Annotated in this window: 17 protein-coding genes; 2 read left to right on the plus strand and 15 right to left on the minus strand. The window is 60.7% G+C overall.

Annotation, left to right across the window (positions count from 1 at the left end; translation table 11 throughout):
* Positions 1-327 (plus strand): T9SS type A sorting domain-containing protein (locus tag NUW13_10715; GenBank protein MCR4439494.1); only part of this gene is annotated, 327 nt, incomplete at its 5' end.
* Positions 328-614: 287 nt separating this feature from the next.
* Positions 615-1,301 (plus strand): hypothetical protein, encoded by a 687-nt coding sequence (locus tag NUW13_10720; GenBank protein ID MCR4439495.1) that lies wholly within the window; start codon positions 615-617, stop codon positions 1,299-1,301.
* A gap of 488 nt (positions 1,302-1,789) precedes the next feature.
* Here NUW13_10720 and NUW13_10725 read toward each other — a convergent pair whose 3' ends face one another.
* The 15 genes from NUW13_10725 to NUW13_10795 all read right to left on the minus strand — a co-directional run bounded on the left by NUW13_10725 (position 1,790) and on the right by NUW13_10795 (position 16,551).
* Positions 1,790-2,314: a PaaI family thioesterase gene (locus tag NUW13_10725; protein ID MCR4439496.1), complete on the minus strand. Its 525-nt coding sequence runs from the start codon at positions 2,312-2,314 to the stop codon at positions 1,790-1,792.
* Positions 2,315-2,525: 211 nt separating this feature from the next.
* Positions 2,526-3,221 (minus strand): HAD-IA family hydrolase, encoded by a 696-nt coding sequence (locus tag NUW13_10730; protein MCR4439497.1) that lies wholly within the window; start codon positions 3,219-3,221, stop codon positions 2,526-2,528.
* Positions 3,218-3,412 carry a DUF6485 family protein gene (locus NUW13_10735; protein ID MCR4439498.1) on the minus strand — a complete coding sequence of 65 codons (195 nt, stop codon included), beginning with the start codon at positions 3,410-3,412 and terminating at the stop codon, positions 3,218-3,220. The genes NUW13_10730 and NUW13_10735 overlap by 4 nt, the downstream gene beginning before the upstream one ends.
* Positions 3,413-3,472: 60 nt before the next feature.
* Positions 3,473-4,288, minus strand: a complete 816-nt coding sequence (locus NUW13_10740; protein MCR4439499.1) for a thymidylate synthase — start codon at positions 4,286-4,288, stop codon at positions 3,473-3,475.
* Position 4,289: 1 nt separating this feature from the next.
* Positions 4,290-5,015 carry a PorT family protein gene (locus NUW13_10745; GenBank protein MCR4439500.1) on the minus strand — a complete coding sequence of 242 codons (726 nt, stop codon included), beginning with the start codon at positions 5,013-5,015 and terminating at the stop codon, positions 4,290-4,292.
* Entirely contained in the window at positions 5,012-5,488 is a 477-nt protein-coding gene (locus NUW13_10750) for a hypothetical protein (GenBank protein ID MCR4439501.1), read from the minus strand. Before NUW13_10750 ends, NUW13_10745 begins: the two co-directional genes overlap by 4 nt.
* Positions 5,489-5,735: 247 nt before the next feature.
* Positions 5,736-7,124 (minus strand): Glu-tRNA(Gln) amidotransferase subunit GatD, encoded by a 1,389-nt coding sequence (gatD, locus tag NUW13_10755; GenBank protein MCR4439502.1) that lies wholly within the window; start codon positions 7,122-7,124, stop codon positions 5,736-5,738.
* Between the two features lie 36 nt (positions 7,125-7,160).
* Positions 7,161-7,892, minus strand: coding sequence for an SDR family oxidoreductase (locus NUW13_10760; protein MCR4439503.1), 732 nt, complete (start codon positions 7,890-7,892; stop codon positions 7,161-7,163).
* A 3-nt stretch (positions 7,893-7,895) separates the two neighbouring features.
* Positions 7,896-8,459: a GTP cyclohydrolase I FolE gene (gene folE, locus NUW13_10765; GenBank protein MCR4439504.1), complete on the minus strand. Its 564-nt coding sequence runs from the start codon at positions 8,457-8,459 to the stop codon at positions 7,896-7,898.
* Between the two features lie 4 nt (positions 8,460-8,463).
* Complete coding sequence (locus NUW13_10770; protein MCR4439505.1) at positions 8,464-8,871, minus strand: 6-carboxytetrahydropterin synthase; 408 nt, start codon at positions 8,869-8,871, stop codon at positions 8,464-8,466.
* Positions 8,872-8,874: 3 nt separating this feature from the next.
* On the minus strand, positions 8,875-9,558 hold the full coding sequence (locus tag NUW13_10775) for a glycosyltransferase (GenBank protein ID MCR4439506.1): 684 nt from the start codon (positions 9,556-9,558) through the stop codon (positions 8,875-8,877).
* A 99-nt stretch (positions 9,559-9,657) separates the two neighbouring features.
* Positions 9,658-11,415 carry a M14 family metallopeptidase gene (locus NUW13_10780; protein ID MCR4439507.1) on the minus strand — a complete coding sequence of 586 codons (1,758 nt, stop codon included), beginning with the start codon at positions 11,413-11,415 and terminating at the stop codon, positions 9,658-9,660.
* A gap of 32 nt (positions 11,416-11,447) precedes the next feature.
* The gene (locus tag NUW13_10785; protein ID MCR4439508.1) at positions 11,448-13,295 is read right to left on the minus strand and encodes a M14 family metallopeptidase; all 1,848 of its coding nucleotides are present in this window, start codon (positions 13,293-13,295) and stop codon (positions 11,448-11,450) included.
* 84 nt (positions 13,296-13,379) lie between these two features.
* Positions 13,380-14,219 (minus strand): hypothetical protein, encoded by an 840-nt coding sequence (locus NUW13_10790; protein MCR4439509.1) that lies wholly within the window; start codon positions 14,217-14,219, stop codon positions 13,380-13,382.
* 112 nt (positions 14,220-14,331) lie between these two features.
* A complete protein-coding gene (locus tag NUW13_10795) occupies positions 14,332-16,551 on the minus strand; it encodes a TonB-dependent receptor (GenBank protein MCR4439510.1) in 2,220 nt (739 codons plus the stop codon).
* Positions 16,552-16,692: the final 141 nt, after the last annotated feature.

Below are 16,692 nucleotides of genomic sequence, written 5' to 3' on the forward strand. Positions count from 1 at the left end.
GTGTGGAGACGGCCGTTGTCGGAGATGATTACCTCAGTGAAAGGGCCCGAAACTGGCTTGCCGATTCATTTCAGTCTTGGTCAAAACTTTCCGAACCCGTTTAATCCAGCGACGACTATTTCCTTTAGTCTTCCATCGAAGTCGTTTGTAATACTGAAAGTATTTGATGCTTTGGGAAGAGAAGTGTCGACTCTCATTTCAGAGGAGTTGTCTGCTGGAATGTATGCACGACAATGGAATGCGGCAGGTTTGCCGAGCGGTGTGTATTTCTACCGTTTGCAAGCTGGTTCGTTTGTCGAGACGAAGAAACTTGTCTTACTGAGGTGATGGGCAAATGCAACTAACAGCACAAACAATGTTGCTTCATTATGATGAATTATTGTGACTCAATATTTTTGCTTACTTTCAATTCGGTTTTTATATGTTCGCAAAAATACTGCATTGTTTGTGCACACGTTAGGCGAAGCGGCGGCAAAGAAAGGAGGTGATGTTAAGACGGATGAGGGGAATCCAATCAGATGCGGAGCGTTTTATTGAGGGTGGGATAAAATCGCTCGGTTTGATTGGAGGAGAATCGGTGAATAACACCACCCAAAAACAGAAGGAGGTAAGTCATGAAAGGCAAAATCGCAACAATAATGGTGGCATTGGTCACAATCGCAGTCCTTTTTCCTACTCTTGCTTTTAGTCAGGAGATACCGCGTGAAAAGCCAGGTGCATGTTGGGTTAACTTTAAAGAAGGAAGTTGGGTGAAGTATAAGATGAGAATGGGAGAAATGGAAGCGGTAATAAAGAAAACCTTGAAAAGCAAGACTGCAGAGGAGGTTGTAGTAGTAACAGAAACAGAAATACCTGGTATGCCTTCATCTTCAGTAGAAGAGCATCTTTCACTGAAACCCAAGGAAGAAGAAGGGCAAATTAAGGTTATTAAGACATCTGAGGAAGATATAACCCTTGCTGGTAAAAAATTTAGATGTAAGGTTATTGAATATGAGGATGTAAAGGAAAAGTACACTGCGAAAATATGGCTTTCTGATGAGGTGCCGTTTTTGTTCGATCGCGGGGTTGTTAAAGCATCACAGCAAGATGAAGGAGAAAAAGAGGCAAAAGTGGTATGGGAGTATGCTGGAGAAAAAGAGTTTACTGTAGGAGATAAGAAGGTGAAGTGTACAATATTTACAATATTTAAGGGTGAAATAGATGAAGAAGGGGACAAAGAATACTGGGTTTCTAAGGAAGTCCCCGGGATGCAAGTGAAACTGGGCGAGCTTCTTGAGTTGATTGATTTTGAGATAAAGTAAAAAGAGCAAGCCGCAAAAATTTTCTTGGCCGCCGTTTCGCCTAACACGGGCTTTGCGGCTCACTTCGTTCGTCCAAACCCAGCCCTCTAACCCATAAACTATGGCTGAAAGGTAGAAATACGGTTATTGGTAAATTCGGTGGTTTAGAGGTAAAATCAAAACGAATAGAGGGCTGGGCTTCGCAAAGCTCGGGAACGTTAGGGCGTAATCACTAATGGCCCCTCACTCAGATCTGCGCCGCATGCCACTTCTTCAGCCCGCCCTGAGGACCAGGGCCGTGAGCCAAGGAGCACCTCACGACTCGGCTACGAATTGGCAACCGCTGCAGAAAAGTGCCGATGCTGCGGGCGCCACCTGGTAACCCCTGCGAAGTTTGGAGCCTCCCCGGAATTTCGAAAAGCGAGGCGCTCGCGACTCGCCCACTGGGTCAGGCCACGCATTCCCGTCGGCACTCGAGGACTATGAGCGCCCACTGAGAGTCAGGCACCTCATTCCTCCTCCCCCAAGAAGTCCCAGTCCCCCGGTGCAAAGGTCAGGTACTCGCGCACCTGTCTAGCCTTATCATCGGGCATGACGTAGAACTTGCCGGTTGCCTCGGCATGGACCTTGCCATCCGGGCCGATGATTTCGCCTGCGGCCACCGAGTAACGCTGATGATGCGCCACCGGCCGACCGCGCACCGTGACCCGCAGTCCCACCGGCAAGGGGCGCAGGAAACGCACGTGCAGCTCGCCTGTGACAAAGTACTTCTTGCGCACCACGGCCACCGACCAGCCCATCGTTTCGTCCAGAAGCGCGCAGATGATGCCGCCATGCACCACCCCCTTGTAACCGGAGTATATCTCCGAGGGAACACACTCCACGTGCACCCCTTGCTCATCCGTCACAAACTTCAGTCCCAGCGTGGCTGCATTTGCCTGGCGGCTGCCGCAGACAATGCACCCCTCATAGGTCGGCAATGTCCTACCCGGTTCAATTTCCGCATGACAAGAGACTGAGCCTTCCTCTTCCATCTTCGCTTTCCTCCGCAGCACACTCGTTAGCCATGGCACAAACGGGGAGAAGGGCCCCGGAAATCTCTGCGCCAGGATGTCGGCGGCCGAACACAATCGTTAGGCGCAGGGCCTGCCCGAAGTCAACCTCCCCCAGACTCAAGGCCTCTCAGGAGTCGGCCGCAGGAACAAGCATCAGCCAGTGTCTTGCACGCGAGCTCGCCAGGGCTCTTCAGTCCCTTTGACGAATATCATCGCCACCCTGCCTTCGGCGCAGGAGGCTGAAGAGCTCTGCGGCCCGGCTGATGACAAAGTCCGGCCCGAGGGATTCCAACGTCGCGCGCGGCCCATAGCCCCAGGTCACCGCGCACGTGCGGGCCCCGGCGGCCTTGCCGGCAATGATATCGTTGTCGGTGTCCCCCACAACCAGGGTGGTTTCCGGAGTCGCGGCGGTGCGCGCCATGGCCGTCAGGATCATCTCCGGATGCGGTTTCAGATGTGTCACCTCCTCAGGACAGATCACCACGTCGAAGTAAGGCTCCATGTTCAATCCGGCAAGAATGCGCTTCGTGTACGGCCCCGGCTTGTTAGTGGCCACGACCAGACGATGACCCTGCAGGCTTTGCAGCATATCCATAACACCGGGAAAAGGGCGCGTGCTGACCAGGCAGCGGTCACTGTACAGCTGGCGAAACAGCGCGATGAACTCGCCGAACCGGTGCATGTTTTCTTCGCCGAGGGTGACGCGTGCAAAATTGTCCGGTCCAGGCCCGATGGATGCCCTCGCCTGCGCCAGGGAGATCTCCGGCAGTCCCATGGCGCGCAAGGCCAGGTTCGAGCAGAGGTGCACATCGGGCGCGGTGTCCAACAGCGTCCCGTCCAGGTCAAAGACGATGCTGGTGAAAGCCTTCGCCTTGTCGCGGGTCATCGTTGCAGTGAGAGAAACCTGCGCAGCGACCGATCCCAGGTGCGTTCTACCTCATCAGGAAAGAAGCAGGCGGGCAACTCATTCATGCGGCGATGATAGAGAAGGCACTCGCAGCAGTAACCCTTGCGCGGGCACGGTTCATACGAACAGTTGCAGCGCTCCATATTCTTTGCAAAGTTCTTGCATTCCATGGCATACCTCATCCTTGTTCGCCCTATCCGTCTCCATAGAAAGGCCTTTGCAGGCGGCTCCTACTTTTTCTCTGCGGCCAGGCGCCGACGGGCCTCTTCGAACATTGGTTGGGCAAAATCCGAGTGCCAAGTGCGCTCGGCGAAGCTGCGCTCCTTGACGCTCCGCAGGAACCCGGCAAACTCCCAGAAATAGCTGCCGTAGATGTGGAAGCTGTCGGCAATGTCCACATAGCGCCCGACCTTGACCCGCCTGCCCAGCCTCTCCGCCAAGCGCTCGGCAATCGCGCGTTGCAGGTCCGTCAGCGCGAACATGTTCATGTAAGCCGCCTTGTAGGCGTCCCGCGAGCGCCAGTGGGTGTTCATGTTCAGCACCAGGTCACCGCCCTCGTCGGCCAGCATCCTGCACCATACCCTTTGCAGGCATGGCGGGTCGTAGGTGGGCGGGTCGGTCTTGGGGTTCCAGGTGATGGCCTGGGCCCGCCGAGAATAGCCGACCGCAGCCAGCTTCTCGATCAGATAGTTGATCTGGTCGATAACCTCCCCTTCCATCTCATAGGCAAACAGGCGCTTGTGGTAGGTGTAGGTCCACTTGCCCTCCTCTGGGCAGATCCAGTGGTCGTGCACGCCTTCCACCACTTCCTGACGATAGATCTCCAGGTCCTCCAGGCCGCCTGGGAAGGCGCGATGGATACGTGGCTCGGCGAAAGGGTCCTCCACCACCATCACCATGGTGCAGTCCTTGCTGGGAGGGTCCTCGGGTTTGTCGTACTCGGTGCGGATGTCCACCCCGTCGTGCCAGCACTTCAGCACGGCGTTCTCCCAGGTCTCGGGCAAGGTCTTCGCCTGCACAAGGAAGGTCGGGATGTTTCCTGTCATGTCACTCCCTCGTTTTGCTGTCCAGCCTCGGCGCCTTCTTGGGGAGCCACACCCCAAGCGTGATGCCCAAGGCATGGTAAGGTTTGCCGTCAAGGTCAACACCCCCGGCCTGTGACCGACCACCCAGAGGGCGAGCGTAACGGAGCTCGAGGTGGTAGAAACCCCTCTTGAGACTGAGCCGTGCATGAGCCACGAATGTAGAGTTTTCCGCCGGGGAAAACAGCCTACCATCGTCCCAGACGTAATCCGGTAACACAACGGGCCTGCCGGTCAATGGGTCGTAGGAGTTGGGGATCTCCTGGGAGCGGAGCACCTCCGTGTTGTCGTGCACTGCCAGCGCCAGCGACATGCCGCCGACCAATTGCCATTTCCACCTCGCCGATGGCTTGAGCTGAAACCGGCAGAGGAGGGGAAGCTCGACAAAGCCCATTGAGCAGACCTGCGAGCGCCACGTGAGCGGTGTGCCCACAGAGCAGGCTCCCACCAGTTTATCTCTGAAAAGGCCGCCCCGGGTCACATAGGCGATCTCCAGCGACAGGGAGGTGCGCGCGCGCAAGGACCATTCTTTCTCCACTGCCAGAACCACACCCGGATTGAGGGAGTGGTCGCGGTCGCGAAACGCCGAAACGCTCCACCCGGACTTGACCGTCATCCCGCTTTGTGCCTGCAGCAAGGCTGGCAAGCACAGGGCGAGTGCGCACATGGTGCAAGCCAGGCCGCTTCTCATGGTCGGTTCCCCCGGCAGAAAATGCGGGCCAGGTCGCAGCGCACCATCAGGCGCAGACCATGTACCCGCCGGTCCACGCGGTAGATAGAGGTCACCATGTCAGCGATCTCGCCGTCCAACTGGAAGTAGTCGGCCGAGAGCAAGCCTGCAGTGCTGCGGAGGCCAATGCCGATGTGGTAGCCCCACCGCTTGCGGCGAAGCTCAAGAGGGCGGTACTCATAGAGCCATATGTACTCCCATCGCTCCCCGGGCTCCCACGGGTGCAGGTACTCTCCCTTGTGCATCCTGCACAGGTCACGCTGATACAGCAGCAGCGCGGGGCCAGAGAAAAACACGCCCTTCAGCCCCCTGGCGAGTGGCACCTCGAAGGCCAGCATCACCGGCACCTCGATGAACGCCCAGCGCAACGTAAAATCGTAGGCGTATACGCCCTCGCTGCCGTACATGGCCTTGTCCTGAAGCACGCCCCCCATGGTGGTATAGTTCACCTCCAGAGCAGGGAAGCCAAGGGTGCCAGCCTCTTTTCTCCCCAGATGCCTGCGCTGCCGTTGCAGAGTTTGTTGGTGTCGTGCCGGCGGAAAGCGGACATCAAGCCGCCTCCGCCAATGCCGCGCACGCCCAAGAGCAGACCGGCTAGGCAAGCAGGACAATCCGCCAAAGCAATGGCAATGGCCAGCGAACCGGCAGCCAGCACTCTTGAACAGGGCCCCGGCCCGCGCCTCATTTCCTCACCCGACGGAGAAACTCTTCGACCTCCGGAATCCCACCCTGCAGGATGAGATAGCCGTTGATGGGCTCACGCTCGGTAGTTTCGTGGTTGATGGGCGTGAGCATCATCTGGCGGACCTTCTCCGGCTCGGTGGTGTGCGCCAACACCCAGCCGAGCTTGCAGTAGGCAGTCTCCGGCAACATATTGCCAAGCGGAATGATGCCCAAGTCCAGCAGGTCGCGGCCGGTGTCGTACACGTACATCTGCACGTAGCCCCACAACGTCTGCACGGTCATGACCACCGTGACTCCCTTGTCGATGGCCCGCTTGAGCGCCTGGTTGATCTTGCGGTTGACGTGCCCCATTCCGGTGCCGGCAATCACGATGCCCTTGTAGCCGTGGTCGGTGAGCGAATCGATGATGTCGGGCATCATGTTTGGGTAGTAGTACACGATGCTGACCTTCTCTTCGAACACGGCGTCGATCAGCACCCCCCGATCCTGGCGGCGGCGTTGGTAGTCGTCGGTCAAGTACTGAAAGCGGGCCGGCCACACCATGGCCAAGGGAATGTCGCCAATGGTGCGAAAGGTGTTGCGGTAGCTGGAGTGCATCTTGCGCACGCGGGTGCCGCGGTGGAGCAGGTCGTACTGGTCGCTGGTGGGGCCGAACATGCACACCATCACCTCGGCGATGTCGCCATAGGCAGCAGTGCGCACCGCGTTGATCAGGTTGAGGGCCGCATCGCTGGACGGGCGGTCGCTGGAGCGTTGCGAGCCCACCATGACGATGGGCACGGGCGGCTTCTGCACCATGAAGGTGAGCGCAGCAGCCGTGTAGTGCATCACATCGGTGCCGTGGCCAATGACGATGCCGTCCACCCCGTTGCGGATCTCCTCGCCGATGACATTGGCGATGGTGATCCAATGGTGCGACTCGATGTTTTCGCTGAACACACCAAAGAGCTTGGTGGTCTTCAAGTTGCAGATGTCGGCGAGCTCGGGCACGGCTCCGTAGAGCTCCCCGGGCGTGAAGGCTGGGATCACGGCGCCTGTGCGATAGTCCAGGCGGCTGGCAATGGTACCGCCGGTACCGAGCAGGGTCACATCCGGTTTGGCGTCATCGTGCGGAAACTCCCGCTCCGGGATGCGATAGTGCGCCTCCTTGTAGCCGACCTCTTCGATGCTCACCACGTTGTCCACATGAATGCCGAGATTGTAGCCGCTGTGCAGCTTGAGCACGATATGCTCGTCGTCGGCATTTTCACTCCTGGGCAAGATGATGCCCTTAAAGTCTCCTTTGGTGGAGTGAAGGACCACGTCGCTCCAGACGTGCACGTTGGTCTCCCGAAGCTTGGCGCGCGCCCTGCCCCGATATCCCTTCCACGCATCCGGCTGTTCCACAAGCCTCCCTTTCCCGTGCTGGCTCTGCGTAGTGGTCTACAGGTCACCCGGCACCGGCCGCAGCACAGTCTCTTCGGGCATGACGTCTGGAGGGGCAAAGCAAGCTGCCACTACTACCTGGGCCACGCTTTGCGGGCGCATCATCAGGGCCCGGCGCTCGTCTTCCGCCCCCCAGCCTGGCGTGTCCGTTGCCCCAGGAAAAACAGCCGTGACGCGTATCCCCTGCTTGCGCACCTCCATGCGCAGCACCTCGGTGAAGCCGAGCAGGCCATACTTTGCCGCACAATAGGCGGCACAACGCGCGTAAGGCCTCTTGCCCGCCACCGAGATGATGTTGATGATATGGCCGCTGCCCCGGCGAAGCATCCCCTCCAAGACCGCCTTGGTGCAGAGAAATGCCCCGGTGAGGTTGACGGCAATCTGCTCCTGCCACTCCTCCAGGCTGGTCTTCGCCACCTCGGTAAAGCGCCAGACGCCGGCGTTGTTCACCAGGATGTCGATTTCCCCCCACACCTCGCGCACTTGGGCCACCAGCGCTGTGAGCTCATCGGGCTTGGTCACGTCTGCCGCAATGGAGAGCGCCTTTCCCCCCGCGCCGTTGATGGCGGCGGCCACTGCCTCAATCTGCGCCGCAGTGCGCGCCGAGAGCACAACGCGCAGGCCGCGCTGGGCCAAAGCTTCGGCCACCGCCCGCCCAATGCCTCGCCCTGCCCCTGTGACCCAGGCAATGCTCCCCTCACCGACTGCTCCAGACTCGCTACCCCTCATCGGCTATGCTCCGTGGCTGCGGATGAGCTCCATGAACTCCATGCGGGTGGCGCGCTCGCTCTGGAACACGCCGCGCATGGCGCTGGTGGTCATCACCGAGTTCTGCTTCTCCACACCGCGCATCATCATGCACAGGTGGCGCGCTTCGATGACCACTCCCACGCCATATGGCTCCAGATGCCTCCAGAGGGCATCGGCGATCTGCGTGGTCAGGCGCTCCTGCAACTGCAGCCGCCGCGCATACACGTCGACCACGCGGGGAATCTTGCTCACACCCACGATCCTCCCCTTGGGCAGGTAGCCCACGTGACATCGCCCGAAAAAGGGGAGCATGTGGTGCTCGCACAGGCTAAAGACCTCGATATCCTTGACGATGACCATCTCGTCGTAGCGTTCGTCAAAGATGGCCTTTTGTAAGATCTCCTCGGGATCCTGCGCGTAGCCCTGAGAGAGAAAGGTCAGTGCCTTCTCCACCCGCTCTGAGGTCCTTTGCAGGCCCGGGCGCGAGGGGTCTTCGCCCAATGCACGCAACATGGCATCCACCAGGTCCCGGATCCTCTCCGCCATGCAGTCACTCTCCTCTGTAGAATGCGCTATTGTGCTCGGACTCGTGCACGCGCACCTCGTAGAGTCGGCCGCGCGGCAACTTGTCGCAGAGCACTTCCCAAAAGCGCTTTGCCAAATTCTCAGCCGTGGGGATGACTCCTTGCAGGAAGTCCACCTGATAGTTGAGAAACTTGTGGTCCACCTTCTTGATGAGCTCTTCCTCGACGAGGTGGCCGAGCGCGCCGAGGTCGAGCACCATGCCGTCGTGCGGATCTGGCTCACCGCATACCGTGACCTCCACCGTGTAGTTGTGACCATGCCCCATGGGGTTGTTGCACACGCCATAGACCTGCCTGTTTTCCTCGTCGCTCAGCTGCGGGTTATGCAACCGGTGCGCCGCGCTGAACGAAGCCTTGCGCGTAATGTACACCATAACCTACACCTCGCCGGTCTTGGGGGCCGAAAGCGATTCCGGGGAACGGCGCACGATCTTGCACGTGCGGTCTTCTGGTTCCAAGTGGTAGCGGTAGGTCGGCCACTCCACCTTCACCACGCGGAAACGCTGTTCGGCGCGGGCTAAGAAGTCCGACTCAGAGGAGTACGGGAGCAATCTCAAGCCGCCGAGAGCGACGAAGACGCTCCTTTTGCCGAAAAGGGTGGCGCCGATGCAGCAGTCCCGCAAGTGAATGAGGCGCGATGGGTCGCGCGCGTCCACCACGTAGTGATCGCGTTCGTCTCCCAGCAGCTCCACGCCGCCATGGAGCAGGTCCACCTCCGGGTGCGAGACCAGGTAGGCGACGCGCACCGCCAAATGCTCGGGCAAGTACTCATCGTCGGCGTCGATGAAGGTGAGGAAAGGGGCGCTGCTGTGGGCAATGCCCGCGTTGCGCGCCTGCGCCAGCCCGCCGTGTTGCAGCGGCAGGTAGGCGATGCGCTCGTCCTCCGCGAGCAACGCCGCCATCAGGCGGCGCGTGTGGTCAGTGCTGCCGTCGTCTACCACCAGCAGCCGCCAGTGCCGATACGTCTGCCCGCGCACGGAGGCAATGGCCCGCTCGATGAGGTGGGCCCGGTTGTAGCTAGACAGCACAATGTCGACCTGCTCTGGCACTCCTCTTCTCACCCACTCTCACAGTGACCTTTGCCAGCTGCAATATAGCAAAATCCCCTGAGGACGACAAGGCCAAAGTCCGCTCATAAGCGGCAGTTTCGGGTTTGCGCCTCAGAGCACTATCTGCTTCTCAGCGATGCCAGCCTTCAGGCCTTCAAAGCGAATGACTGCGGTGCCTTTGCCCTGCACGACCCATTCAATCTGCACGTCATCGTACCCGCCGATGCCGGAGGTGAGGCGCACCTTCTCCGGATGGCGTGGCACCGGCTCCACCGGCCCCAAGTAGCGGTCGCGCACAAAACCGGCAGAGATGACCTTCAAACCCTTGCCGGAAATAGTCACCCAGTCGGGGCGCTGCAGCTTGCGCCGCGCTGCTTGCTGGGAGATGGTAGGAATGGCGCGCGTGTTGGCCAGCGTGACGCGCACTCTGTGCAGACCCTCGCCCAATGAGCTCCGCTCCACCTCGCGGATTTCCACCAGTGGCAGCTGATCGGCATGGTAAAGGGTGAAGGCACAGTTCCTGTGACAGAGCTCTTCCAGCAAGAATCCCGGGTTAACGCGGCTGCTCCACTTGCGCCACCCCCCGATCTCGATGTCACCGTAGGTGGGGTGTTTGTAGGGATGCCACGGGACAAACATCGCACCTAACTCCACAAGGTCGTTGAACTCCAGACGGCGTTTGTCGGCTTCTGCGCCCCGACGCCGCGGCCTCTGCTCGTCCCCTTGTTCCGCCTCCCCGAAATACGGCCTGGTGCTGAACAGCTCATTGGTGAACGAAAAGATGCCCAGCCCTTCGTAGGTCCAGTTCACGAAGCCGCCGTGCACGGTGTACAGGTCTTTCCAAATGGTGAGGTAACGATAGAACGGGAGGATCTTCTCGCCCTTCTGGCCGATGAGGTCATAGGTGCGCAGGTCGGCGCCGGGCGGGTCACCGCGCTCCTCGGCGCCGGGGCCACGCAGGATCATCCCCCCGGAATTGTGATAGGCTTGCACGCCCGCGATGTTGGGGTGGGCCAGAACAAACTCAGCCACAGCCCGGCTCTCCGGCAGGGAAAGCGGATAGTCGCCTGCGCCGCTCTGAATGTAGTTGGGCTGCCAGTCGGTAGGCCAGTTGCGGTTCGGGTCGTACCCGCCTGGTCCGTCCTCGTTGATGCGTCCGTCGCCGTCATTGTCGATCCCTTCCAGGCCCAGCATGATATAGTCCCCCACTTGCCCAGGCTCGACTCGCTCCATGAGTCGCGGATCCTGCGAGCTGACGCGGTAGTCGCCGTAGGGCACCTTCTTGCGCATTTGCAGGATTTCCCCGTCGCCGTCCAGGTCGTCATAGCCGTCCTCATCGTACAGGCCATCGTTGTCGTTGTCGGTGGGCTTGAGGCCGCTGCGCGAAGAGCTGGAGGTATTGGGCTGGTCGAACCACCATGCCCGGCCGTCTGGGTTCACCGTGGGGAGAATGTAAAAGACCCGGCGGTCCACCAGTCCGGTCACCTTGTCGAGAGCGCCATAGTTCTCCATGAGGTACCAGATGGTGTACAAGCAGACTTCGCCGCCCTGGATCTCGTTGCCGTGGATGTTGCCATCGATGTACATGGCCGCCTTGGCCATCTCCGGGCCGGTGTCCGGGTTGTTGATGGTCATCGCCCAGATATCCCGCCCCTGATAGCTCTTGCCGATGGATTTCAGGGAGAGGAATTTGGGGTAGGCCTTTTGCAGTGTCTTTAGCGCCTCCGTCAACTGCTCGTAGCTGTAGTACCGGTTAAACGCAAGGTTCACCTTGTGGGCCTTGGCTTGCCCAAACACGAAAGTCACGGGGGATGCCCCCCAGAAGAGGGCAGCACAGATGAGCGCCGCCAAAAGATTCGGTCTTCTCATTGCTCTCTGCTCCTATTGCCTTGCTCCGCCTGTTAGCGGACGATGATGTCCTGATATGCCTGACCAGCTTTTTCCGAGATCACCTCGAGGCGAGCCTTACTGCCTGGCGTTGCCTTGACCAGCCATTCGTAGCGTTCTCGTTTGCCGGAGCCTTCCAGTGTCGGCAACCTCACCACGCCAGAGCCGGTGAGGAGCTCGCCTTTTTCCAGGGTGAGCTTGACCAAGGTGGGCTTCACCCCTAGGCAGCGCACCCCTTGTGTGAGTGCAGTGGGGAAAAAGCCCTTGTTCTCCACCTCCGCCTTGATGGTGAATACGCCGCCGCCATGGGCCTTCACTTCCGTCTTGGCAATGGCGATCTCCGGGCAAAGCTCAGCCAGGCACATGGCGAACTTGGCGTGCGTGCGTCCCAATTCGGCGATGCGCGCCGGTGGCGGATTGATTTTCAGGAGCGGGTCCAGACCACCTATCTCGACCTCACCCAAAGTCGGATGTTTGTAGGGCGTCCAGGGGACGAATCCTTTGCCGCCGAGCTCCTTGTCCGCCCACTTCAGCCATATGACATCGTCGCTTTCCTCGCTTCGCCGCTCCCGGCCGCGCGGCCCCAGCGGCTCGCCCATGAGTTCGCGCCTCCGCTCAGGCCGGCGCATGCTATCGGGGGCCGCCTCTCGCTGGCGAGCAGGACGCTCCTCCTTCATCTCCGGCAGCGTCCACACCTTCGCCGAGAAGGAGGGCACGCCGTACTGGAAATAGCCCCACTCGTAGAAGGCACCCCGTGGCTTGGGCTTCTCCTTTGCCCGATCCTCATCGATGCCCACCAGCTCCTTGTACCGCCTGCTCACCTCCTGGAAGTAGGGCACGTCCTGGCTCAGCACTGCGGTGGGCGCCTTGCGCTCGAACATGCGGCGCATCTGCCCGCGAGTCATCCCGGAGGGAAACTCAAAGCCGCGGCGGCCGCCGGCGAATTGCGCAAAGTCTGGCTCCTGTTCCCGTTCTCCGGTGGCACGCGCCTGCGGTGGCGTGAGCAGATTGTCGTAGGCTCCGTAGGCAAGAATCACGGCGATGTTGCGGTGCGCTAAGACAAAGTCGACAAGCGCTCTGCTTTCCACCTCGCTGAGGGCATGCAGCCCGGCGCCCAGGGTATGTTCCGGATAGGCGTGGGGGAAGTTCATGTCGAGGTCAACGCCGCCGGCAGCATCCTCGTTATACTGCTCGTCGCCGTCGTTGTCCACTCCTTCGGTGTACACCTTGTAGACTCCCCTCTCACCCTTTGCCCGGTCGGCCACCTTGAGCAGCCGAGGTTCTGCCGGATCAGGGAGATAGTCCCCCTCCGGGTCTTTGACCCGCATCAGTGTGATGAGCCCATCGCCGTTCAGGTCCTCTGGGCCGTCTTCATCGGCCACATCATCAAAGTCGTCATCCCAGGGCGTGGCGTTGGTGGTGCGCGCCCACACCGCTTTGCCGAACAGCGTCTCGGCACCGTCGGGGTTCAGGCGCGGCACCAGGTAGAAGGTCCGCTTCTCCAGCAGGGAACGGACCGAGTCATTCCCCGCACAGGTGGTTACCAGATGCTCGATCGTGTAGAGGGCCACCTCACTGCCGACGAGGTGGTTGGCCTCCATGTTGGCGACCACCAGCACTGCTGGCCGGCGGTCTGGGTCGCCACCCTTGGCCGCCAGCCGCACCACCCACAGCTCGCGCCCCTCCCTGCTGCGGCCGATGCTCTGCAGCTCGACGAGGTCGCGATGGGTGGCTGCCAGTTGCTTCAGGCTCGTGGTGAGCTCGTCGTAGTTGTGGTAGCGCTCGAACGAGATGCCCCCTGCCAGCACAAAGGCTGGAAACAGGCCCAGCGCCGCCATCGCCATCCAGACTTTCACACGCATGTTCCTTTCACCTCCCGTTTCCGTTCAACTCCTCAGCACTCTTGTCTCTCGAAACGCCGCCCTGGTGTTGCGCAAGGCAATTTCTCATCTCAGCACAGTGAGAACCCCCTGCCGGCGCTTGAAGGGCAATTTCAGGTAACTCACCCCCGGCGTGGACGTGACGCCAAGACTCGCCAGCAGCTCATCGGGGAGCGAGCTTTGCGGGACGAGCACATAGGGCACCACTTCGTACCTTCCTGCCGGCAGGGCACCTTTGGCCAGGTAGAACCCTCCGCTCCAGGAGCGCCCCTCAGGGGTGATTGTATCCGGAACCAACGGCGCCAGCAGGGCCCCAAGGCTCTCCTGCGGGATGAGCTGCACATTGCTTCCAGGGTCAAGCCCCCGGATGAGAAGCAGCGCCGCCGGGCCAGCCCGGCGGTTGGGCAGCAGCACCGGCAGGCTGTCCATATCGGCGCGCAGCGTCACGGTGACCACAATTGTCGTGCCCTGAAAGCTTCCCGGAGAGACATCGCCTCCGACAGCCGGCGGAAAGGAGTCCGGCTGCACCTCGGTTGTCACGCTCAACAACCTGGGCAGGATCACGGGCCGCCGCAGGGCCCCCTCCGCGTCGATGTCCCCATATCCCGGCACTATCATGCCGTTGCGGAGCACCACCTCAGCCGTCCGCAGCGCGTAGTTGCCGAGGTAGAAGAAAAGGCGAAAGCTCCCGGTCACCCCTGTGCCGGCTTGCGCGCCCGTGGTCGACAGAAAAAGGCGAAATTCCCCCCGCCCGTCTGTCCAGGTACCTGCGGCAAAGTGCTCAAGCCACACATACACGCCTTCTGGCGAGGAGCCATCCTGGAGCAATACCTGCCCCCGGATCTCCGCACCGGGCGCCTCTATCTGGTCGTCCCCAAAGGGATTGTGCGTACAGCTACTTGCCACTGCACACACGAGAAGGAAAAGGCGCCATTGCCGCATGGGCCGAGGCCTTTCACCCTCCCCTGCTCTCACGAAACAACAGAAGCTGGCCATTACTCGGCGGCGGCTCTGCATGTTAGTACTCAACCGCAGCGGTGAGATAATATCGCCTGTCGCGAAGGGCCAGGCCCTCCAGTACGACTCGGTCGTTGAGCAGGTTGCGCAGGCTCACCGACAGGGACAACCGCACGCGCCACAACTGCCAGGTCTTGCTGGCGTGCAGGTCGAGGTCGGTGCGTGCGGGCAATATGAGCTGCGCCATGCCTCCACTGCCATCGCGGATCCAGCCTTCCTGTTCCCCTTCGGCAAACCAGCGCACGCGCACCGCATAGCCGGCGTGATGCAGCTCTGCCGCAAGGCTGCGGGTCGCCTCGGAATGGAACGGAAAGGCAGCTCGCTCCGAGATAAAGTACTGGCACGCCTGCCCTTCAACAGTCAACTTCTTCCGCAGGAGGTAGAGCGCCGCTCGGCCTTCGAACCCCGCGATGCGCGCCGTAGGCACGCTGTCGTAAAAGGCCAGCGGCATGCCGACGGTGACATACTCGCGAATCTTCTCGGTGTAGTCATTCTGGAAATAGCTGATGGCCATCTCCCAGCCATGTGCCAGCGGCCCGACGCCCATGTCGCGGGCCACATTCAGACCAAGCTCCATGCCGCGGTTGCGCTCAGGTGCGAGGCGCTCACTTTGCCCCGGCAGGCGCGCCCTACTGATGAGCTGCGCCAACGAGGGGAAGCGCACGTTGTTGCCAATGTTCATGAAAACACCGTAGGCGAACTGGCCGTGGCGACCTGCGAAGCGACTGCCAAACCGTATGGTGCTATACGTGAAAGTGCCCAAAGAAAGGCTCTGCCCCACCATTGCCACCTGCCAGCGGTCATACACATGGTCGTGGCGGAGAGCTACGTCGAAATCGACGCGTTCCAATCGCTCAGAGCCGCCAGGGAGCCGAAATCGGGCAATCGCTACGCCGCCGTGGCGTGTGCGCACCAAAGCCGCCGTCTCCTGACGCGAAGAAGGAGTCGCCAAGCTCTCTCTGCGGTCGGCAAAATCCAACCAGTCTTGCTCCCGCTGATATGCTATGGTTGCGTCCCCGCCACCAAAGCTCCACTTCTTCTGCACATGGAGATGGAGTGCGCGGTCCTGCACCGTGCGCCGCAACGCGCTGCTCACCTCGGCAATCTCTTGGGTCTGCTCCAAGGCATGGTGGGCAGCCGTCAGGTCGAGCCCATGCAGCGCCCCAATGGGGCCGTTGTAGTGGAAAGCCAGGAGCTGGTTCCGCTGCCCCAAGGCCTCGCCGGTGGGCATATTGGCATAGTCGGCCCGCGCGTTCAGGTAGAGGGCCAAGAGGAGATTCTCGCCTTCTCCCGCCGTGGCCGGCGAGAAGCCGTAGCGCCCGTGCACGGTCAGTTGCTGGCCGCTGTTCTCCAGCCGGTCGCGGGGTGCCACGCTCCCCTGAAGGTGCCTTGTGGCTGCCGAGGCGCGGTAAATCCCAGCCAGCCGCGCGCTGCCTCGCCGCCCGTAACCGGCTAAGCCCCAGGTGCCCGAATCGTAGGTGCCCACCCGCTGGAAGAAGCGCACATTGTGGTCCTCCTCAAGGCGAGGCACCAGATTGATGACCCCGGAAAAGGCCTCGGCGCCGAGCAACGCCGCGTTGCTGCCCTTGATAAGCTCCACCTGTTCGACGTCGGCCAGGTCCAGAAGCGAGAGGTCGAAGGTGTTGTCGAAGCCACTGTTCAGCTTAACGCCGTGGTAGAGGATGGCCACATCGTCGGCGTTGCCCCCACGGATGGAGACCCTCTTGCGACCGCTGAGCACCTCGTCCACCTGCACGCTCTGCACCGTGTGCAAGAGGTCGCCGGCGTCCACAAACCCCCTGAGGTCAAACTGCTGGCGCAGGATACGTGCGGTGGCCAAGGGAAGATCAGCAGTTGCTGCCAGCCGTTCCCGCGGTGCCTGCACCTCCACTGCCGGCAACGGGATGACCCTGGGCTGCAAGTAGACCTGCGGCGTGCGCAGCAGGGCGTCGGCCGACAACTCCAGCACTTCGTAGTTGATGTGCCGAAATACCACCACCGCAGTTGCCTCGGGCACCGAGAGCACGAACCTGCCAGCCGCGTCGCTGCTCACGCCCACCGGCCTGTCCTTGAGCATGACGTTGACATAGGGCACGGCGCGCTGCGAGTTGGCGTCGACAATCTGGCCGCGAATCACTATCTGGCCAACGCACGCCTCAGGCGCAAATGCCAGGCCCACGACCAGACCGAGCGCGAGGACGGGTAATCGAACTTTGCTCACCAATTGCACCTGCTACACCATCAGGTGGTGGAGCACAGGGAACGCCTCCTGGTCCACCACTCCTATCCAAACCGTTACCAAACGAAGGTGAGGTCTTCCCTCACTGGACCGGCACCCCCGGGCTGCACTCGCCGGGTGGCG

This window comes from candidate division KSB1 bacterium, assembly GCA_024655945.1.
Classification (GTDB): Bacteria; Zhuqueibacterota; Zhuqueibacteria; order JANLFK01; family Oleimicrobiaceae; genus Oleimicrobium.